This is a genomic window from Mycobacterium sp. 852002-40037_SCH5390672 (genome assembly GCF_001665875.1).
Classification (GTDB): domain Bacteria; phylum Actinomycetota; class Actinomycetes; order Mycobacteriales; family Mycobacteriaceae; genus Mycobacterium.
On the sequence record NZ_LZTA01000041.1, the window covers coordinates 1 to 19630 of the forward strand.

Annotated in this window: 22 protein-coding genes; 7 read left to right on the forward strand and 15 right to left on the reverse strand. The window is 64.6% G+C overall.

Going from position 1 to position 19630, the window contains the following annotated elements:
• Window positions 1-50: 50 nt before the first annotated feature.
• Window positions 51-869, reverse strand: coding sequence for a formate/nitrite transporter family protein (locus A5782_RS07220; RefSeq protein ID WP_067097388.1), 819 nt, complete (start codon window positions 867-869; stop codon window positions 51-53).
• A 214-nt stretch (window positions 870-1083) separates the two neighbouring features.
• Here A5782_RS07220 and A5782_RS07225 point away from each other — a divergent pair, with 214 nt between their 5' ends.
• Window positions 1084-2301, forward strand: a complete 1218-nt coding sequence (locus A5782_RS07225) for a cytochrome P450 (protein ID WP_067097196.1) — start codon at window positions 1084-1086, stop codon at window positions 2299-2301.
• A 21-nt stretch (window positions 2302-2322) separates the two neighbouring features.
• Here the strand turns inward: A5782_RS07225 and A5782_RS07230 are convergent, their stop codons facing one another.
• The gene (locus A5782_RS07230) at window positions 2323-2748 is read right to left on the reverse strand and encodes an ATP-binding protein (protein WP_067097391.1); all 426 of its coding nucleotides are present in this window, start codon (window positions 2746-2748) and stop codon (window positions 2323-2325) included.
• A gap of 145 nt (window positions 2749-2893) precedes the next feature.
• Window positions 2894-3817, reverse strand: coding sequence for a 2-hydroxyacid dehydrogenase (locus tag A5782_RS07235; protein WP_369815599.1), 924 nt, complete (start codon window positions 3815-3817; stop codon window positions 2894-2896).
• A 293-nt stretch (window positions 3818-4110) separates the two neighbouring features.
• Between A5782_RS07235 and A5782_RS07240 the strand changes: the two genes are divergently transcribed.
• Entirely contained in the window at window positions 4111-4968 is an 858-nt protein-coding gene (locus A5782_RS07240) for an LLM class F420-dependent oxidoreductase (RefSeq protein WP_067097202.1), read from the forward strand.
• Window positions 4969-4998: 30 nt separating this feature from the next.
• Here A5782_RS07240 and A5782_RS07245 read toward each other — a convergent pair whose 3' ends face one another.
• Together A5782_RS07245 and A5782_RS07250 are read right to left on the reverse strand one after the other, a co-directional pair.
• Window positions 4999-6549: a SulP family inorganic anion transporter gene (locus A5782_RS07245; RefSeq protein WP_067097205.1), complete on the reverse strand. Its 1551-nt coding sequence runs from the start codon at window positions 6547-6549 to the stop codon at window positions 4999-5001.
• Window positions 6550-6874: 325 nt separating this feature from the next.
• Entirely contained in the window at window positions 6875-7297 is a 423-nt protein-coding gene (locus A5782_RS07250) for a nitroreductase family deazaflavin-dependent oxidoreductase (protein ID WP_067097208.1), read from the reverse strand.
• 157 nt (window positions 7298-7454) lie between these two features.
• Here A5782_RS07250 and A5782_RS07255 point away from each other — a divergent pair, with 157 nt between their 5' ends.
• Window positions 7455-8354, forward strand: coding sequence for a class I SAM-dependent methyltransferase (locus A5782_RS07255; protein ID WP_067097211.1), 900 nt, complete (start codon window positions 7455-7457; stop codon window positions 8352-8354).
• Between the two features lie 150 nt (window positions 8355-8504).
• The gene (locus A5782_RS07260; RefSeq protein WP_067097214.1) at window positions 8505-9194 is read left to right on the forward strand and encodes a class I SAM-dependent methyltransferase; all 690 of its coding nucleotides are present in this window, start codon (window positions 8505-8507) and stop codon (window positions 9192-9194) included.
• A gap of 21 nt (window positions 9195-9215) precedes the next feature.
• Here A5782_RS07260 and A5782_RS07265 read toward each other — a convergent pair whose 3' ends face one another.
• The 3 genes from A5782_RS07265 to A5782_RS07275 are packed head-to-tail and all read right to left on the reverse strand — an operon-like array spanning window position 9216 to window position 11798.
• Window positions 9216-10892 carry a PPE family protein gene (locus A5782_RS07265; protein WP_067097395.1) on the reverse strand — a complete coding sequence of 559 codons (1677 nt, stop codon included), beginning with the start codon at window positions 10890-10892 and terminating at the stop codon, window positions 9216-9218.
• A gap of 19 nt (window positions 10893-10911) precedes the next feature.
• Window positions 10912-11217: a PE domain-containing protein gene (locus tag A5782_RS07270; RefSeq protein WP_067097217.1), complete on the reverse strand. Its 306-nt coding sequence runs from the start codon at window positions 11215-11217 to the stop codon at window positions 10912-10914.
• Window positions 11214-11798 (reverse strand): hypothetical protein, encoded by a 585-nt coding sequence (locus A5782_RS07275; protein ID WP_067097220.1) that lies wholly within the window; start codon window positions 11796-11798, stop codon window positions 11214-11216. Before A5782_RS07275 ends, A5782_RS07270 begins: the two co-directional genes overlap by 4 nt.
• A 71-nt stretch (window positions 11799-11869) precedes the next feature.
• On the opposite strand from A5782_RS07275, the gene A5782_RS07280 reads away from it, so the two are divergent.
• The 3 genes from A5782_RS07280 to A5782_RS26440 all read left to right on the forward strand — a co-directional run bounded on the left by A5782_RS07280 (window position 11870) and on the right by A5782_RS26440 (window position 13374).
• Window positions 11870-12295: a hypothetical protein gene (locus A5782_RS07280; protein WP_067097222.1), complete on the forward strand. Its 426-nt coding sequence runs from the start codon at window positions 11870-11872 to the stop codon at window positions 12293-12295.
• Entirely contained in the window at window positions 12292-13080 is a 789-nt protein-coding gene (locus A5782_RS07285; RefSeq protein ID WP_067097226.1) for a hypothetical protein, read from the forward strand. The genes A5782_RS07280 and A5782_RS07285 overlap by 4 nt, the downstream gene beginning before the upstream one ends.
• Before the next feature lie 126 nt (window positions 13081-13206).
• Window positions 13207-13374: a hypothetical protein gene (locus A5782_RS26440; protein ID WP_169926947.1), complete on the forward strand. Its 168-nt coding sequence runs from the start codon at window positions 13207-13209 to the stop codon at window positions 13372-13374.
• A 35-nt stretch (window positions 13375-13409) separates the two neighbouring features.
• Here A5782_RS26440 and A5782_RS07290 read toward each other — a convergent pair whose 3' ends face one another.
• The 7 genes from A5782_RS07290 to A5782_RS07320 all read right to left on the reverse strand — a co-directional run bounded on the left by A5782_RS07290 (window position 13410) and on the right by A5782_RS07320 (window position 19628).
• Complete coding sequence (locus A5782_RS07290) at window positions 13410-13799, reverse strand: hypothetical protein (protein WP_231986615.1); 390 nt, start codon at window positions 13797-13799, stop codon at window positions 13410-13412.
• A 9-nt stretch (window positions 13800-13808) separates the two neighbouring features.
• Entirely contained in the window at window positions 13809-14033 is a 225-nt protein-coding gene (locus A5782_RS07295) for a hypothetical protein (protein ID WP_067097397.1), read from the reverse strand.
• A gap of 294 nt (window positions 14034-14327) precedes the next feature.
• Window positions 14328-15590 (reverse strand): TetR/AcrR family transcriptional regulator, encoded by a 1263-nt coding sequence (locus A5782_RS07300; RefSeq protein WP_067097400.1) that lies wholly within the window; start codon window positions 15588-15590, stop codon window positions 14328-14330.
• 127 nt (window positions 15591-15717) lie between these two features.
• Window positions 15718-16503, reverse strand: coding sequence for a mannan-binding family protein (locus A5782_RS07305; protein WP_067097229.1), 786 nt, complete (start codon window positions 16501-16503; stop codon window positions 15718-15720).
• 12 nt (window positions 16504-16515) lie between these two features.
• Entirely contained in the window at window positions 16516-17112 is a 597-nt protein-coding gene (locus tag A5782_RS07310) for an Mce protein (protein ID WP_067097232.1), read from the reverse strand.
• A 36-nt stretch (window positions 17113-17148) separates the two neighbouring features.
• Window positions 17149-18399, reverse strand: coding sequence for an MlaD family protein (locus A5782_RS07315; RefSeq protein WP_067097403.1), 1251 nt, complete (start codon window positions 18397-18399; stop codon window positions 17149-17151).
• A complete protein-coding gene (locus tag A5782_RS07320; RefSeq protein WP_067097235.1) occupies window positions 18396-19628 on the reverse strand; it encodes an MlaD family protein in 1233 nt (410 codons plus the stop codon). Before A5782_RS07320 ends, A5782_RS07315 begins: the two co-directional genes overlap by 4 nt.
• Between the last annotated feature and the right edge of the window lie 2 nt (window positions 19629-19630).

A 19630-nucleotide genomic window follows, 5' to 3' on the forward strand; every position in this document is an offset into this window, starting at 1 on the left:
TGCCGCGGGCGTCTGAGACGCGGTGCGCCACTTGAGGAAACTGCAAATGTTCACGCCATCTCGGCCTCGGCGCGCTCCTCTTCCAGCCGGTCCTTGCTGCGCAGCAATCGCAGCAGCGTGACGAAAAGCAGCCCGCCGACCATGTTTCCGACGACGGCATAGCCGAACCATCCCAGCCAGTCGAGGTAGCCGAACGGCGCCTTCCCGGTGATGAGCGCGCCGAAAATGAGAAGTGAGTCGAGAATCGAATGGAATAACAGAAGTCCGGCGAGGAGGAACGCCGCCGCGACGGCGGCGGCTATTTTGCCCGGCACCGAGTCGGTGCCGTGTTGCATCCGGGTCATCAATGTGATGACCATTCCGCCGAGAACCGCCAGCGACATGCTTTGCCACGACAGCGGCGCGGCGGCGAAGTGGTTGGCGGACTCGATGGTCTGCGCGTGCAACTGGGGAAAGCCCGTCATGATCAGCAACATGATCACCCAGCCGCCGACGAGATTGGCGAACATCGTGCCGACCCATAGTTTGAGCAGTTGCGCGAGGCTGGCACGCCTGGCGGCCACGGTCACGACCGGAATGATGAAGCCCTCCGTGAAGAGCTCGCTACGACCAAGCAGCAGGGCCAGGAAGCCGATGGAGAATGCCAATCCGGCGACCAGGGGGCGGTGGGTGGCGGCCAGCACCGACAGATAAGCGAGCACCCCGAGTGCCACCTCGGTCCCGCCGAAGAATCCCGTCACCAGCACGCCTCGCCAGCTGCGGTGTAAGCGCTGGGTGCCCTCGCTCAACATCCTGCTGAAGGCGTCTTCGAGCTCGTCCTCGATCGGACTGTCGGTTTTGCCGAGCTGTCGTCGCACGGTTTCGCTCATGATGACTTCCTCGCAGGTAATCGGCCGCAGAAACCGTCCTATACCCATTTCGCGGGCCAGGTCGCTACGGCGCGACACGTTAGCTGCACCACATGCCGAGTGCGGTCGACGGCCCCGTGCCTTCCCAGAGCGCGATCGGTTGTGGGGAATACCACAGCGCCTACTGTAAGGTCCACGGTACGAAGCACATGCCCGCAGCGGGGAAGGGTGAACCGTGCCAAACACCATTGATGCGCGTAATCAGCTACGCCCGGACGTTGATCTGACCGACGGCGCCTTCTACGCGGGCGACTCCCGACCGGTCTATCGATGGATGCGCGAGCACGAGCCGGTCTTCCGGGACCGCAACGGGCTGGCGGCCGCGGCGACCTACCAGGCGGTGATCGACGCCGAGCGGGCGCCTGAGTTGTTCTCCAACGCCGGCGGTATCCGGCCGGACCAGGACGCGCCGCCGATGATGATCGCGATGGATGACCCCGCGCATCTACTGCGGCGCAAGCTGGTCAACGCGGGGTTTACCCGCAAACGCGTCAAGGACAGGGAGTATTCGATCGGCGCGCTGTGCGATGCGCTGATCGACAACGTCTGCGAACGGGGCGAGTGCGACTTCGTTTGGGACCTCGCCGCTCCATTGCCCATGGCGGTGATCGGCGACATGCTCGGGGTGCTTCCCGAGGAACGCCAGATGTTCCTTCGCTGGTCCGACGACATGGTGACGTTGCTCAGCAGCACCACCGCACAAGAAGATTTTCAGGTCTCGGTGGACGCATTCGCCGCCTACACCGAATACATGACGGCCATGATCGCGGCGCGCAAGGCGGAGCCGACCGACGACCTGGTCAGCGTGCTGGTGCACGCGGAGGTGGACGGCGAGAAGCTGGCCGACCACGAGATCGTCACCGAGGTGTTGTTGCTGCTCATCGGTGGCGATGAGACCACCCGGCACACGCTGTCCGGGGGCACCGCGCAGATTCTGCGTCACCCGCAACAGCAGCAGCAACTGATCAACGACGTGGCTCTACTACCGAATGCGATCGAGGAGATGCTGCGGTGGACTGCCCCGGTCAAGAACATGGCCCGCACCATGACCTGTGACCTCGACTTCCACGGCGCACAGCTCGAGCACGGCGAGAAGATCATCCTGTTGTTCGAATCGGCGAACTTCGACGAGGCGGTGTTCGGTGATCCGGAGAACTTCCGAATTGACCGATACCCCAACAACCATCTGGCGTTCGGGTTCGGAACCCACTTTTGTCTGGGCAATCAGCTGGCACGCCTGGAGCTGTCCATAATGCTCGAGCGATTGCTGAAACGCCTTTCGGATATGCGGCTGGCGTCCGAGGAGCCGCTGCCGCTGCGGCCGGCCAACTTTGTCAGCGGTCTGGAAAAGATGCCAGTCAAATTCACGCCGGCGCCGCGGTCAGGCGCCTGATCTCGGCCTGGGACCGAGGCTTCAACGTTGTTGGTGACCGCCAGGCTCTGCGTCGGTCGCGTAATCCAGGTAGACGCTGGTGCCGTTGGGGCGGGCATGGATGGTGCAGTGGTCGGAAAGGCTGTGCATCAGCGTGATGCCGCGCGACGCATGGGGATCGTTGGACTGCCTCGACGAGGGTTTCCGCCAACTTCCGCGGTCACTGATGCACACCCGAATTGACTCGGCGTCGGGGTCGTAGCTGGCCTGCAGCTTCATGGCGCCGACCTGGCGGTGCGAGCGATAAGCGTGCTCAACACAATTCGCCAACGCTTCGTTGACTCCCAAAACGACATCCTCACGAATTACTTCCGGCGCGTGCACCTCGTGCTGCAGCCACCGTTGCAGCGCACGACGCCAGTCCGCCACCGTATCGGGGCGGGCTGTGCCCGCAAGCGTCAGCCGCACCGGCGTGGCAGTCTCCGGCAGTAGTGGACCCATGAGACCCGCATACCCAGTTGAAGTTGGAGCAATAACCTTCTGCGAGTATCACTTCGGCCACCGATGGATAGCCGTCCAGAATCACCAGGTCACGGCGTCGTGTTGGCAGGTTCTAATGGCGCCGCGGCAGGACGGGTGTGACCAGTTCGCCGGTGCTGAGGTAGCTGTCGAGGTTGCGGATGGCCAGCAGTGCCATGGCCCGCCGGGTCCGCGCGGTGGCGCTGCCGATGTGTGGAAGAAGCACAACGTTGTCCAGACCGAACAACTGCGCGGGTACCTGCGGTTCTTCGGCGAAGACGTCCAGGCCCGCTCCCGCCAGTTCTCCGGCGGTCAGCAATTCCACCAGCGCGGCCTCGTCGACGACACTGCCCCGCGCAATGTTGATCAGGTAACCCTCGGGACCAAGAGCCTGCAGCACGGCCCGGTCGACTAGCTTGCGCGTATTGCCGTCGCCTGTGGTGGCGATGACCAGGACGTCCACCGATTCGGCGAGCTCCACGGGAGACCCGGCATAGCGGAATGGCGATCCCTCGATGCGGTGGCGGTTGTGATAGGCGATGGCACAGTCGAATCCGAGCAGCCTGGTCGCGATCGCCGAACCGATCCGGCCCATGCCCAGGATGCCGACCTGGAGGCCGCTGACATCCCTGGCATAGGGAAACGGGCCCTCCCGTGCCCAACGGCCGGCGCGCACGTAGCGGTCGGCCGCACCGAAACGCCGCAGTGTCATCAGAATCAGGCCCATCGCCGTGTCGGCGACTGTGTCCGACAACACGTCGGGGGTGTTGCTCACACCGATGCCGCGGCGTTTCGCCGCACCCAAATCGATCAGGTCCACCCCCGCCCCGTTGTTGACGATGACCTCCAGATTGGGCAGCGCCGCGATGGTGTCGGCATCGACGCCGGGCGATCCCGATGTCACCAACACGCGCACGTCGGCACCATGCTCGGTCAGGAACTGCGTTCTCGCGGGACCATCGGGCAGCCGCGGCATCGCATACCGCGCGGCCAACTCCTGTTCGAACGTCGGCTCCATCTCGCCGACCCTGAGCACCCCGCTGACCTTCTTCGCCGTCACGACTACATCATCGTCGAAGACGGCGCCGGCTCGGCCAACCGGCGGCGGAATACCCCGGCAACGGCCGTCGCTGATTCAGCGCGGCGTTGCCCGCCATTCCCCCGGGTACCACATCACAATCGTTGCTTTTCAGCGACCACTTGCGCCAGAGGTGAGAAGGCGGCACCGCCCCGAATCCCATGCGCTGCGCTGTCAGGCTGTGTTTTTCGTTGCGCGGGAAGTAATCCTGATGCGACGTGGTTGAACCACGAATGCGTATCGGAGTCGTCTTTCCGCAGACCGAGCTCGGCTCGGACCCGACCGTCCTGCGCACGTACGGTCAACGCGTCGAGGAACTGGGATTCACCCACATCCTCGCCTACGACCACGTCGTTGGTGCGGACCCGACGGTGCACCACGGCTTTCAGGGCCCCTATGACATCGACTCGACTTTTCATGAGCCGTTCGTCATGTTCGGCTACCTGGCCGCTGTTACCTCACTGGAACTCGTCACCGGTGTCATCATTTTGCCGCAACGCCAATCGGTGTTGGTGGCCAAGCAGGCCGCCGAAGTCGATGTGCTCACCGGGGGCCGCTTGCGGCTGGGCATCGGATTGGGTTGGAACGCCGTCGAATACGAGGCCCTTGGGGAGTCGTTCACGAACCGCGGCAAACGGTCCGAAGAACAGGTCGAGGTCATGCGCAAGCTGTGGACCGAACGGTCTGTCACCTTCAACGGCAGGTACCACACGGTGACCGCGGCCGGACTGGCCCCATTGCCCACCCAGCGGCCGATACCCGTGTGGTTTGGTGCGGCCTCGGATCGTGCGTACGAACGGGCGGGTCGCCTCGGCGACGGATGGTTCCCCATGGTGGAGCCGGGTCCCGGCCTGGACCAGGCGCTCGAGCGGGTGAACCGTGCGGCCGAAGCGGCGGGTCGTGACCCGAAGCGCCTCGGAATGGAAGGCCGGGTCAGCTGGACCAATGACCCCGACAAGCTAGCCGCCACCATCGCCGCCTGGAAGGCCGCCGGCGCCAGCCACCTGTCGGTGAACACCATGAAGGCGGGTTTCACGAATGTCGACGAACACCTCGCCGCCCTGGAGCAGGTCGCTACCGACCTGAAGTAGCGGCCGAGGTTGACGCGTCGGTTTACTTGTTCACTTGTTCGCCGATGCGGATAACTCCTCCACCAGGCTCAAATGCACATTGCGGCGGTGGGCCTTTGATGACGTCCCCGCGGGTCCAACGGGTTCCATCAGTCCACTTAGGACCTGGTTGTCAGGGTCACTCGCTTCGACCGTGTCACGAACATGGACCTGTCCGCCGGTAGCGCAGTGCCGCCGTTGCCAGTCGCTGATCGCCTGGTGCGCTGCGTGGTCGAGATAGTTCGTGAGCAGGTGGATGGTCACCGACGTCCGTTCGGGGACGGACGCCAGGACGGCGGTCAGCCGGGGCAAGGCCAGGAACGTGCATGCGCCCTCGACGACGACGTGCCATCCGTCACCGACGGGCTTGGCCTCGATCCTGGCTCGCACCACCCGCCATCCGGTGACGACGACGGCCAGCACAAGTCCGATCATCACGCCGTGCAGCAGGTTGAGGAAGACGACGCTGACCACGGTCACCAGGTAGACGGCGAGATCGCCGTTGCGCAAGGCGGTTTCGATATGCGCCGGCTTCAACAGTTCGATGCCGATGACGATGAGAAGGCCGGCAAGTGCCGCCGTGGGGATCTTTTCGACCAGACCCGCGAAGGGCACGGCGAAAAGCAATATCCAAATACCGTGCAGGATAGTCGATGCGCGTGTTTTTGCGCCGGCATTCACGTTGGCCGCACTGCGCACGATGACACCGGCGATGGGAAGCCCGCCGATTGCACCTGACGCGATGTTCGCCGCGCCCTGCCCGATCAGCTCACGGTTGAAGTCAGTTCGCGGCCCGTTGTGCATTCGGTCGATCGACACCGCGGTCAGCAGGCTCTGGACGCTGGTGATCAAGGTGACGGTGATGACGGCGATGACGACAGCTCCCCAATTCCCGTGTGGCAGCGACGGCAACCGCAGCGCCTCGAGGACAGAGCCATCCAGGGCGATCCGGGATACGTTGAACGGGAAGACCATCGAGATAGCAGTGACCACCACGATCGCGACCAGCGGGCCGGGGATACTGGCAATCCGGGCCGGAACCCAGCGCCAGGCAACCAGAATGGCGATCACCAATAGACCCAGGACAAGCCCCGGCCGGTGAGCACCGAGAATCTGTGCGGGCAGGCCGGTGACATTGCTCCAAGCCGAGCTTTTCGAAGCACCTCCCAGCAATACGTGCACTTGCTGCAGGGCAATCGTAATTCCGATGCCGGCCAGCATGGCGTGCACCACGACGGGTGAGATCGCCAGCGCGGCGCGGGCAATCCTGCTGAACCCCAACAGGACTTGCAGAATGCCAGCTACCACGGTGATGAAACAGGTTATTGCCCAGCCAAACTGAGAGACCAGGTCGGCGACAATGACGGTGAGCCCGGCAGCCGGGCCGCTCACCTGCAACGGTGAGCCGCCAATCCATCCGGCCACCACTCCCCCAACGATCGCTGCGATCAGGCCGGCCAGAACCGGTGCGTCTGAAGCAATCGCGATACCGAGCGACAACGGGAGCGCCACCAGGAAGACCACCAACGAGGCCGGCAGGTCGTACCGCAGCGTCTCGCGCATCCGGTCGATTCGGGATGAAATTGCGTCCTGTGTACCCTGCCGACCTGGCTGTTTCACGTCTTGCACGCGGCCCTCCCCGGAATTGGTCCTTTAGCGGTGGGCTTTTAGATATCCGCCCGATCACGGCCAGTAGAAGGTGCGTAAAGCCGTGTAGCGCAGGCGATTACAAATACCGCGAACGTCATTGTCCGGCTGGATAAGCCTGGCCTATGCGTTCGAAGGTATGTGGGCGGGCACAAGGGGTCAACCGGACGGGCCGAGCGCATACCGAATGCAAATTTTTCGGTACGCATCGCAGGCAGCGGAGTCATCCGGCGGAAAGCGGTTACTCCAGAACGAAAACCGGGATCTGCCGCGCCGTCTTTGTCTTGTATTCCGCGTAGGGAGGAAAGGCCTCAACGGCCCGCTGCCACCACTCCTCGCGCTCGGCGCCCTCGACCTCGCGAGCCGTCAAGCTGACGATCTTGTCGCCATCTTGCAGCGTCACCGCCGGATTCGCCTTCAGGTTGAAGTACCACACCGGATGTTCCGGGGCGCCGCCGTGGGACGCGACAATGACGTAGCGGCCATCTTTCTCGACCCGCATCAGCGGTACGTAGCGCTGTTTGCCGGACTTCGCCCCGGTGACGGTCAGCAGGACGATGGGCCGGTCGAAAACCTCGACTCCGTCGGTCGTGCCTCGACTCAAGATCTGTTCGGTTTGGTCGCGCACCCATCCCCTGGGGCTCAACTCGATTTCGTCAGCCATACCTACAGCGAACACCCGACGCCGCTACTCGATTCCCCGGGTCCCGGCTGCACGGGCCGACGCCGATCGGACCGTCGCTTCCTGCGGGAAGGGTACAGTTGACTTGTCACTTATATGAGCTAACTAATCGCGCGACAGTCGCGGAGAGGAGTCGGGTGTGGCCCGCACCGAGAACGACACCTGGGACTTGGCATCCAGCGTCGGAGCCACCGCGACAGCGGTCGCCGCACAGCGGGCGATCGCTTCCAGGGCACCGGACGCTTTGCTGGATGACCCCTGGGCCGAGCCACTCGTCCGCGCAGTCGGCATCGATACCTTCGTCAAGCTCGTCGAAAACCAGCTCGATCGCAGCGACGATCCGCTGCTGAACCGACAGGCCGTGAAGGAACAGATCACGGTGCGCACCCGGTTCTTCGACGACTTCTTTGTGCAAGCGACCGAATCCGGAATCCAGCAAGCGGTGATTCTGGCATCCGGGTTGGACACCAGGGCTTACCGGTTGCCCTGGCCGGCGGGCACCGTCGTGTACGAGATCGACCAACCCGAGGTGATCGAGTTCAAGACGCGGACTCTGGCCGATCTGGGCGCCACGCCGAGCGCGGAGCGCCGTACCGTGTCGATCGACCTGCGCGAGGACTGGCCGCTCGCCCTGACCGCAACCGGATTCGATCCTGCGCAGCCGACCGCGTGGAGCGCCGAGGGACTGCTCGTTTACCTGCCGCCCGAGGCGCAAGACCGTTTATTCGACAACATCGCGGCCGTTTCGGCTCCGGGCAGCCGGATCGCCACCGAACACCTGGACCTGCGCAACATCCCCTCGGACTGGGCGCAGAAGCTGACCGAGCGGTCTCGGCGCATTGGCTCGAGTATCAATCTGGCCGAATTGTTCTACACCGGCGAGCGCAATACGGCCGCCGAATACCTGGGCGCACGTGGTTGGCAGATTGATGTTCGGACAACCGAGCAGGCTTTTGCCGCACACGGGTTCGCAGTGCCGAACGACGAATTGGCCTCATTCGGCGACGCATCCGGCTACCTGACGGCGAGGCTCAAGTAGGAAGAACCACCGGGGATATCGCCTGCGTGGCCAGGGTATGTCGGCGCGAGATTGTTTCGGCGGCCAAAGCTGCATCCACCGCGATGAAGACGTCCGGATTCTATATCAGCGTCGTTGACATATATCAGCCCCGTTGATATAAATGAGCGCATGACGCAACCGACTCATGAGATGTTCGAATCCGCCTACCGGGGCGAGGCCCCCGAGATGGGCGAGGGCAATCGCCCACCGTGGAGCATCGGTGAGCCGCAGCCAGAGATCGCGGCCCTCATCGACGACGGTAAATTCCACGGTGACGTGCTCGATGCGGGTTGCGGCGAGGCAGCCGTGTCGCTGTACCTCGCCGAGCGGGGTTTCACGACGGTGGGCCTGGACCAGTCGCCCACCGCGATCGCGTTGGCAACCGAGAAAGCCGCCCGGCGCGGCCTGACGAGCGCTACCTTCGATGTCGCGGATATCAGCGCTTTCACCGGCTACGACGGCCGCTTCGGAACCATCGTGGACAGCACCCTTTTCCACTCGATGCCCGTCGAACTGCGCGAGGGCTATCAGCAGTCGATCGTACGGGCCGCCGCGCCGGGCGCCTCGTACTTTGTCCTCGTCTTCGACCGCGCCGCGATGCCGGCCGACGGACCCGTCAATGCGGTCACCGAAGACGAGCTGCGCGAGGTGGTGTCCAAGTACTGGGTGATCGACGAGATCCGGCCGGCCCGCATCCACGCCAACGTGCCGGAGAACTTCCTGTCGGGCTTTGAGGCCTTCGCGGGCGCCGACATTCGCGATGAGGACAACGGCCGCAAGTCCATGGGCGCCTGGTTACTGTCCGCACATCTCGGCTGACGGCGCACTGGAGCGCACGGCCTACGGACCGTCCCAGCTCTCCGGCAGCATCGGCGTACGCGCGCCGTCGCCGGACTCGTTGCCGGCCAATGTGATCAGGCCCGCCGCGTGCACGTCGGGTTTGGGTAGCGTCCCGGTGAAGCCCAGTCTCGAGTCACCAGAGTCCGAGGGCAGGTACCGGTCCGGCAGTGCCGATGTGACAGCGGCGGAGCCTTCATCGGCTTCGATGAATTCGTAGCGGTATCCGGGGTCGACGATCGAGCGTGGGCGCCGGCGTGAGCGTCCTTGCTCCTTTTCCGACGCCATCACGCCGACTTCCGACGCCGCGGTCTGCGTCGCGGGCACTGCGCTTCTGGCCCGCGTCTGCACCTTCGATTCCATGCCCAGGCCGACGTTGCCCACCATGTAGCCGAAGCCCTCGGCTCCGGTCACCGGGGCCGGCGGCGTGGGCGGGGCCGCGGGCGGCGCAACCGCAGAGGCTGTAGGCGCTGGGGTCGACGCCACCGATGTCGCCGGTGCCGCCGGGCTCGTCGGGGCCATCGGAGCCATCGCCGGAGCGGCCGGCACCACCGGCGGTTGCACGCCCACCGCGGCGGGCTGGGGCATGGCAGCGGGAGCGGGAACGCTTGTCGGCGCGGCCAACCCGGCCAGCCCCGACAAACCCGCAAGGCCAGCCAGGCCAGCCAGGCCACCCAGGCTGGCGATGGACAGGCCCAAACCGACCTGCAGCAGCAGCGGCAGCTCCTGGAGAATGAAGCGCAGCGTCCGGATCGTCCAGTTGATGATCCGATAGGCCTGCCACGCAATGAAATAATTGATCAGCGCCGGGAACTGGGACGGGTTGAGCAGACCGGAAAGGTTCTGCTGTAGCCAGGCCACGGCCTGGGCGTTGCCGTTGAAGAAATTCCCCAGGTTCTGCAGATACTGCGACGGGCTCCAGTTGGGCTGCCCCTGACCGGGGATCTGCTCACCGTCGGGCCCAAAAAGCATTTCCCAGATCTCTTCGGGCGTGGGCAACTGGAAGGATCCCGTACCGCCCCCTCCACCGGCACCGGTCCCACCACCGGTGCCGCTTCCCGCCCCGGTCCCAGCGCCGGTGCCCGTGCCCGTTCCGGCGCCAGTGCCAGTGCCGGTTCCGGTGCCGGTGCCGGTGCCGGTGCCGGTGCCGGTGCCGGTGCCACTACCAGCCTTCCCCCCGGTGCCCGATCCGGCGACGCTGCTCATCTGCACGGCTTCGGTCGTCGCCTGGTAGGTGGTCATGGTGGTGGCCGCCTGAGTCCACATCCGCGCGTAGTCGGCCTCGTTGAGCGCAATCGGAATCGTATTGATCCCAAAGAAATTCGTGGCCACCAAGGCCGCATGCGTTGCATGATTGGCGGCCAATTCCGGCAACGTGGGCATCGCGGCCAGTGCAACCGTGTATGCGGTGGCCACCGCCTGATGTTGGGTGGCCGCCTCGGTGCTGAGCGCACCCGCCAGCTGCAACCACGCCAAATACGGCATGTGCGCGGCGACGTACCTATCGGCGGTCGGCCCGTCCCAGACCGGAACCGATCCGGTCAACACGGCGGTCAATTCCGTTGCCGCCGAATCGTATTGGGCACTCAACGAGGTCCAAGTTGCTGCGGCTGCCAGTAACGGGCCCGGTCCCGGACCGCTGCTCAGCAGCGCGGAATGCACTTCTGGTGCAAGTGCCATCCATACCGGCGCGGTCACGTCAGCCCGCGCCCAGATAGGTCGCCGCCCCCGCCGCATCGCCGGCGGCGTAACCGGCCCCGGCCAGACTCACCCCCAGCCCGGCCCGGCCCAACACCTCAACGCCCTTGGCGGCGGCGGCCGAATGCTGGCTTCCACGCTCGCTGAATACGGCGGCGGCCGCCAGTGACACGGGATCGGCCGCCGGTGGAACCACCACCGAGACCACCGGGGCCGCTGCCGCATGCGCGGCCGCCAGCGCAGCGGTGATCGCGTCGACCGCCGCGCTCGTCGCGGCCAGGCCCTCGGGAATAACTCGCAGCGTCATAGCGGCCGCTCCTTGTATCGGCTTCTGTCAAAAAACGCGCCGGCCGACCTCGCCGACGGGGGGCGACGCAGGCCAAGTGCCACCACCCAGGCGAGCAGACCGGCGATCAATCCAAAAACCAGATGTCCAGCCACTCGATCGAGCATCCCGTTCGATGCCCACGCCGACATGGTGGCTCCGGTGCGCCACGAAAAGACCGAACAGGCGAGCGCGACAAGGTGAATCGGCGCGGCACCGACCGCCAGTAACCACCGGTGTCGCCGCACCACCGGAAGGGAACCCACGGCATACAGCAACGCCGCGGCGGCCACATAGCGACTACTCCACAGTGGATCGCTCAACCCATGTATCGGCAATGCCGCAATCGATGACGCCGTCCCGACCGCCAGCACCGTCTCACGCCGTGCCGTCACCAGCGCAACCGCCACCAGCAGCGTCAGCCAGATCAATCCACGGTGTCCGGGAAGACCCAACGGAAGCCGGATATCGGTGGAGGTGACGATGATGGCGACCGCAAGCAGGGGGAACGCCATCTCCCGGACGGCCACGGAGCCGCCCGCCGGCCGCTGCATCACGGTCATTCGGGAATCATAAGGCGCCAGCACCTACACTGATCCTTATTTACGGCGTATTCACAGGGTGGGATCCGTAAATGCGCAGCAACAAGTGCCCGTGTTTGGCGGTTGCGGTTCTCGCCTTGAGCGCCGGGCTCGCCGCATGCGGCGCGTCGGAGAACCAGGGTCAGCTCGTGGTGCAGGAAAACCATCGAGTCCTCGAACGCTTCACCCACTCGCAGCTCCAGCAGCTCCCTCAGGTGGAAGTCGCGACGCCGCAATCACATGGCGCCCAGGTCCAGAAGGGACCCAGCGTTCGTTCGATCCTCGATGCTGCGGGGGCGAACGGCGCCGTCAAGGTGCGGGTCGAAGGGCGCGATCCGGCTCAGACCCTGACGGCCGCCGAGCTGGACGATCAGACCATTCTCGGCTTCACCAAACGCAACACACTCAAGCTCGCCGGCACAAGACTCACCCGTGATCAATGGGTTCGCGACGTCACCGACCTGGTGGTCAATCCATGACGGACCGTACCGCGCTGGCCGGTGTGGACCTGCTCATCGGCATCGACGACACCGACAACCCGTATACGCCCGGCACCGGCCGGCGGGCCCGCGCGCTGCTTCATGAGCTACACGCGGCGGGCCTCGGCTCCCCGGCGGGCGCGACTCGTCACCAGCTGCTCGTCGACGACCGGATCCCGTATACATCCCATAACTCGAGTGCATGCCTGGCCTGGCGGAGCCGGGACGCCGATCCGCACGCGGTGCGGCCCGAAATCATCGAGCTCGCCGGGCAATTCTTAGAACGGGTATGTCCACCCGATGCCGACCCCGGGCTTGCCGTTGTCGTTCCGGGCGACCTCGCCGGCACCGCGCCACGACTGATCGACTACGGTCGCCGCGCGAAGCGAGAAGTATTGCGTCCCAACGAAGCCCATGACCTCGCCGCGGCGCTGGGCGTGCATCTGTCCGGGCACGGCGGCACCCGGGAGGGGATGACCGGCGCGCTCGCCGCAGTTGGCCTACACCTGTCGGGCAACGACGGACTGTTCATCACTTTGCCCGGAATCCGCAAGCTGCCCGACCAGGCCACCGTCGAGACCGTATTCGACCTGGCGTCCATCGACCTCGCTCGCGACGACATGCACCGCCGGCCCGGGTCCGGCGAGGTGATCGAACTGGGCGACTGGGTACGCCCGGTGTTGCTCGACGGACTGGCCGTGTTGCTTCTCGAGCCGCCCCATCAGCAGGACGACGGAACCACGACGTGGCGAACGGCACCGCGCGCGGTGGTCAAGCAATACTGATCCCCCGATTGATTCCCCCACGCCCGTGAGCAGCGCGATCGGCCTCGACAGATTCGGCGGGGTTTCAAGGCCTGTCATTCGGGAGAACCTGACAAGAGGCACTGCAGACGTTCAGAGGAGATCTCGGTGGATCAGCAAGTCAACTTCGACCCGCCCGCGGCGCCCGAGGACGCGCGTAAGGCAACCGAGGAACAGCGCAAGCTGCAGGAGCAGCTCGAGCATCAAAACGAGGACCCAGACGGGCCCGGATTGCACCAATCTCGGCACGACCTACCCGACGAGAGCACCCGGTAGTTGGCGAAACCAGCCGACACCCCGTCGAAAGTCAGCTATTGGCAGGTGATTTCGTCCTGGCCGGACAACACAGGGGTCCAGCGTGGTGATTGCACCCGGCGCCCTGGGGGTGTCGGCCGCTGATGGTCGCGGGCGAGCGCCGCTGCCGCCTGCCACGTCAGCGTCAGCCCGCCAAGGACAGCTGCGGGTATGGCCCACAACCGTCGGACCATCAGCGCGTTAGTGCATTGGCCGACATAGTCGTTGCCCGCCGCGCCCGCCGCGCTGGACGCTTGGGTCAGGTCGGTCGTAACGCCGCTGCCGCACTTGACCTGCCAGCCGAACTGATCGTAGGCGTCGATGAATACCGGGAAATAGAGCGCAAAGAGCCCCCCGGCCAGGAAAACCGCGGCGGCGGCGATGATCAGCGGACCACGGTTTTTCATGCGAGCTCCCTAGGTCATGCAGACATTGGCGAACAGCAGCACCGGCCAAGACACGATCGAGCCGAGAAACGACACCACCAAATCGGCCCCGTGCATGTCGTGCAGATGTTGGGTGTGAGTGCTCGACCAGATCACTCCAACGATCAGGTACGGCGTCCCCAGCAATATCGCCAGGCCCAGCAGTTCGGCGATGGTCAATTGATACTCCAGGAGTGTGCGGATCCTGCTGAGCATGGGCATGCCTTTCGCGCGGGCACCGGCGGGCTCGAAGCCGGCCCACACCAAGGTGATGAGGCCCGACCACGTCCCCGCGTATCGACTGTATCGACTAGACGCAACTATGTTAATGCCCATTCGGATGATCCGGTAGTGCAGAAGTCCGATCTACAACGCTGGTGCGCAGCAACCGAATACGCAGATGCAATGCCGGAGGGGGACGTTCAGCTCAGCTGGATGCGCTGATGAAATGAATGTCTAGCAAGCAAGTGGAGATCGATTCTTCGACTGCGGCCGTTCTGTTAAGTCCCTTCAACCGCGCTGTCGGCTGCCGCGTGGCGCATTGCGAAATGCGGCGGCCGGTCGTCCCAGCACTGTGACCTCCATCAGGCGGCGCACCGTCAGGCCCGCGGCCGCACTCGTGTTGGGGTACACCAGTCGCCCGGTGTCCACCGCCAGCGCGAACGCGGCATGGACGGCATATCGGGCGCGGCCGAGGGTGAGTTCCGGCCTGGCCGCGACGGCGAGGCTGGCCCAGGATTCGACGGTGGAGCGCTGAATGTTGTACAGCAGCACCGCGTCTGTGTCGGGCAGGTTGTGACGCTCGGTGTAGTACACGCAGGCCAGTTCGGGGTTGGCGAATGACCGGGTGACGTAGGCCTCGATGAGTTGGGCGAGCGCCTGTTCCGGGTCGGCACTGGCGGCCAGGATGCTGGACAGGTCACCGGAGAGTTGATCGGCGGCGCGTCGGTAGTAGACGGCCAAAATGGCGGCCTTCCCCGGAAAGTATTGATAGATGCTGGCAACCGGGATGCCGACCGCCGCGGCGATGTCTTCCATCCCCGTTTCGCGATAGCCGCGCTCGTTGAACAGTCGCATCGATTCGTGCAATAGAAGCTCGTAGCTTCCGGCGGCGCTGGTCAGCGTCGCCGGCCGCGACGGGTCGGGTCCGCGATCACGCTGGGTGGGCAACTCGGCCTTCAACACCGCGGCCGCGATATCACTCAGCGCCGCGCGGATCTCGGCGTTACCGAGGCGGGACCGATGATCGGTGATGCTGCCGATCACGCTCAGAGTCGCTGCCGACAGGATCCAGCGTTGCCGCGACGTGAGTTTTGGCCGAAGCCTCATCAACGGACGCTGCAGCCGCCGGTTGATCAGTTTGATCTGTTCGGCCAGAGCGCGCTGATCGTCGCCACGGAGGTAGCGGCCCTCCCACCGATACAGTCCGCCGGCGGTGCGGTTGACGATCGTGCTGTCGATCAGTGCACTGGTGAGTGCGCTCAGGGTTTCCTCGGGATCGGCATCGTCGGCCAAATCATCGGCGAACGCCGTGGCGTCGACCAGTTGCTGTCCCAGCGCCAAGAAGACATCACGGAACAGGTCGTATTTGCCCTGCGAGTGGCGATACAGCGCGGCGGCGGAGATTCCGACCCGCGCCGCGATGTTTTCCATACTGACCGCGTGATAGCCCAACTCGCTGAATGCATCGGTCGCGGCCCGGGCGATCTGGATCTTGCGGTCCTTCGGACGCCGCTTTACTTGATCTGCAGACGAGCGGCTAGCCGATGGCATACAGATCACCGTAGCCGCAGCAGCGGCTGTCCGGGCGATCGATGGACGACCGGAACTGTGGAGCCGCCAAGCTCCCACGCAGTGCTGTGCGCAGCGTTGAACCCGAGGTCATCAGACATCTGACCCGTTACGCTCCGCCGAATTCCGGACGCAGAACCGAGCTGAGTGCGCTGAGCGGAATGTGCGGCTCGACGGCGCCGCCATCCATCGACCACTGCTCGGCCTGGCCGTACTGGACGGGGGCGTCGTGTCCGACCGGGTAGTCCGGCATGTACAGGATCAGCTCATCGGGTGTGAGCGCCCATGCCTTGTAGCCGCCCGAAAAGACCTTGTCCGGTGTCCACCGATCGACAGTGAACGGACAGGTTCCCGGATTGTGCTGCCAGGCGGCGCGGTCGAGTGCCTGGTGAATGAACGGTTCGGCCAACGGTGGAATGGCGGTCAGTGGGTCGACGCCCGGGTTGGTGATGTCGGCCAGCTGTAACCGCCTGCCGCCCGCCATGTCGAAGGTGAACGTGCGATAGGCGTTGTTGAACGCCGGGCCGTCCGCGTGGTAGTCCTCGTGGAAGGCCACGCTGAGTGTGCGCCCGTGGGGGAACACCTGATAGTTCTCCTCACCCCAACTGTCTTGGACCATCGAGGCGCCCTTGGTGCGCCAGTTGTTCATCAGGTTGCGTAGGTATTCGCGGATGGGCGGGCCGCTGGTGGAGTTTTCGACCAGGTCACCGGGCAGCGCCATCTTGATGTCACGGACGGCCTTTCGCTCCGACAACACCGGAGTGTGGCAGTACTGTCCGTCCCAGTCGCCGCCGAGATCGCCGCAAAACGACTGCGCCGAGGCCGATGCCGCCGGTGCGCTCAACACCGCGGCCGCCACCGTCGCCACACTGGCCGAGAGCCGGACCATCCGCATGATCGAAACGTCCTAAGGTAATTCGACTTTGCCGGCCAGCCAGCGACCACCGACATTTTCCATGGTGATCTTCATCCGGCTTCGGTCAACCCGACCGTCGGGACGCACGGCGTTGCTGACGGTTTGGTCGATCATCAACAACACGACCACCTTGTTTTTCGTTTGCGATTGGATCGCAGAGTCCACCACGGTGCCGTGGGCGGCGGCCTTGTGGTCGATGAGCAACTGCCGAAGCTGCGCACTTGCCTTGGTGTACGTGTCCTTGAATTCCCCTGTGGCTCCGCCAAGTACGGCCGAGAAGTTCTGGTCGACTTGATTGGAATCGATGCTGGTGAGTACCTGGGCATAGTTGATCGCCGTCCGTCTGGCCACCTGCCCCGCCTGGCTCACCGCGTGCTCATCCCATAACTTCCAGCCCAGTCCACCGGCGAGGCCGAATGCTCCGGCATAGACGGCAGCGATCACGGCGATGCGGGCGTAGCGTTTCCACGATCGGGTGCGGCCTTCCGCGTCTTGCTCATCGGCGCCCACCAGGGCTTCCTGCTCGTCGTCGGATGCCTTCTCGTTGTCTTCACTCGTGCTGCATTCCTGGTCGGCGGTTATCGTCATGGTGGTCTCTCCTTGCGGTTTTGAATGCTCGCGGATTTAGTGGGGCGGCTCTATGGGCAGCGCCGGTCCGCCGTACGGAGTGGGAATCGTGAAGCGTCCCTTAGGCGTTGGGTCGGCCGTCTGGCCGAGGTCGGCGCCGGGAGGTGGTCCCGCGGTGTCGTCGCCGGCCGGTCGAGGCGCATTCTTGGCGCCCCGGATCAATACCTGGGGGTCGTCGTCTCGGCAGTAGGTGTACAGGAAGGGCTCGGGGTAGTCCGCCGATGACGACGGCCGCCGTGGGGTGCCGTAGTCGCAGGTGTAGCGCGGGTAGATGTCGGCGGTGGCCCACAGCCCATGCTGGTGCATGGTCGTCATCAGGGCCTCGAGCGTCGAGCCGCGATAGTCGGGGAACACCGCGTTCAAAGCGGGGACACGGAGATAGATGATCCGGGCGGTGGTAACCAGATTGGCGAGCAACCCAACCATGGTGTCGGAATTGTCGTCGAACAGGTTGTCTACCGATGACAGGGCATGCGGAGTCTCGTCGACGAATTTGCGGTAGCCATGATCCATTTTGTTCACGCCGGTCATGAGGTCACCGATATTGCGGGAGGTCACGCTGAGGCCGGCATTGACGTCGGAGAGCGTCGTCAGGACCACGCGGCTGGTCTTGAGCATGCTCACGGTCTGCGGCAGCACCGGGTCCATTGTCGACAGCAGGAAGGTAGCGCCGTCGATGATGTCGGTGAGCTTCTGCGGCCCCTCTTTGCTCAAACTCAGTTCCCGCTTAACGGTTTCGAGCTTCTTCGGGTCGGTCTGGGCAAGCAGCCCATCCGCGTCGGCGAGCACTTGTGAGAGCGGGATCGGCGTGGTGGTGTGCTGCGGGCCGATCACGCTGCCGTTCGACAGGAACGGACCGCTGCTGGATGCCGGTTCGAAATCGATGTACTGCTCGCCCGCGGGAGAAAGTCCGGAGACTCGTACCGGGCTGGCGGCCGGGATCTTGGTATTCGCATTGATATTGGCGATTACCTCGACACCGGTGGGTGTCGGTCGCAGCGATTGGATCCGCCCGACCCGGATTCCGCGGACCGATACATCTTGGTTGGCCAGCAGCCCACCGGATTCGGGCAGCCGGATGGTGACCCGATAGGTCGAATCCAGGGGATTGATCCGTAACGCTCCGATCGCCAGGTATGTCACGCCGACCACCAGGGTGAGTACGAGAGCGATGCCGGATAGCCAGGCTCGCCGGCGGTGCCCCGCTCTGACGAGGCCGACGACGAGTCGGCCCAGGGTGTCGATCACCGCGGTGGCTCCGGGATCATGGGAGCCGGTGGCGCTTCCCCGGCGGGTGCCGGCGGAAGCGGCGGACCGACTGGCTTCCAAGGGCTTTGGCCCATCGGTGTTTGCGGACCCCGACCCACGACCCGTTCTTGCAAGCGCCACAGGACGTATTTGATGGACCCGATCATGTAGTTCCAGTCGCGCCGCATGGGTCCGTGAAATGCAGGATCACCCTTGAATCCCCCGGTCTCCGCGCCGGTACCCGGCCGCGATCCCATGACTAGCCGATCGAAACTCCCGCGCACCGAAATCGCGTCGCTGGGAGTGGATTTCACGAACGGCGGGATCAGCCGGTTGAGACCGGCGAGGCTAGTATCGGGGCTCAGCACGACATCATTCCACGCGGCGGCGATGGTGTTGGCGTCCTTGATGACACTGCGGCCCGTCTTGTCGCTGCCGGCGATCGACGGGAATTTGGCCAGCTGGTGCGTCGTGGCGCCGAGCTCGTTGACCACGTCGGCGATTTCGTCGGCATCGCTGGACAACACATTCGTTGCGGGGCCGATGGCTTGCAGAACGTCGGTGAGCGCTTGGTTCTTCTGCTCCAGCCGGTCGGCCAGCCCGGCCGTTTCGGTCACCGCCGCGTCAATCTGCGCCGAGCGGGAATTGAGCTTGCTCAGAAGTAAGTTGGTTCGGTTGATCAGGTCGCCGAAAGCGCGTCCCTGATCACCGGTCGCCTTGCCGGCGCCATTGACGATATTGGTGAAGTTTCGAACTGCGCCGCCGTTGACCAGCAGTGCGGCCGAGCTCAACACGCTCTCCACGGTCGCTGCGGCACGGGTCGCCGGCAGGCCGATGGTGTCACCGCTTTTCAGCAGCGGCACGCGGGGGTCGATCCGGGTCGGTGGCTTGATCGCGACGAACACGTCGCCAAGCGGTGTCGCCGACCGTAACTCCGCTGTACTGCCGACGGGGACTCGGACACCGTCCATGATTCGCATGGTGGTCACCGCGGTGTAGTTGCGTGCGACCATCGATTCGAGTTGTCCGACATCGGCGCCGGCGAGTTTGACTTTTGCGTGCGCGGGCAGGTTCAGCGCGTTGGAGAAAACGGCGTTGAGCAGATATCCACCATTGCCGATTCCTGGTGCCGGCAGCGGCAAGCTGGACAGGCCGTTGGTGGCGCAACCGGAACCGACCATGATTGCGCTGAGCGCCACCGTCAACGTTTTGTACTTGACCAAGCTCATCG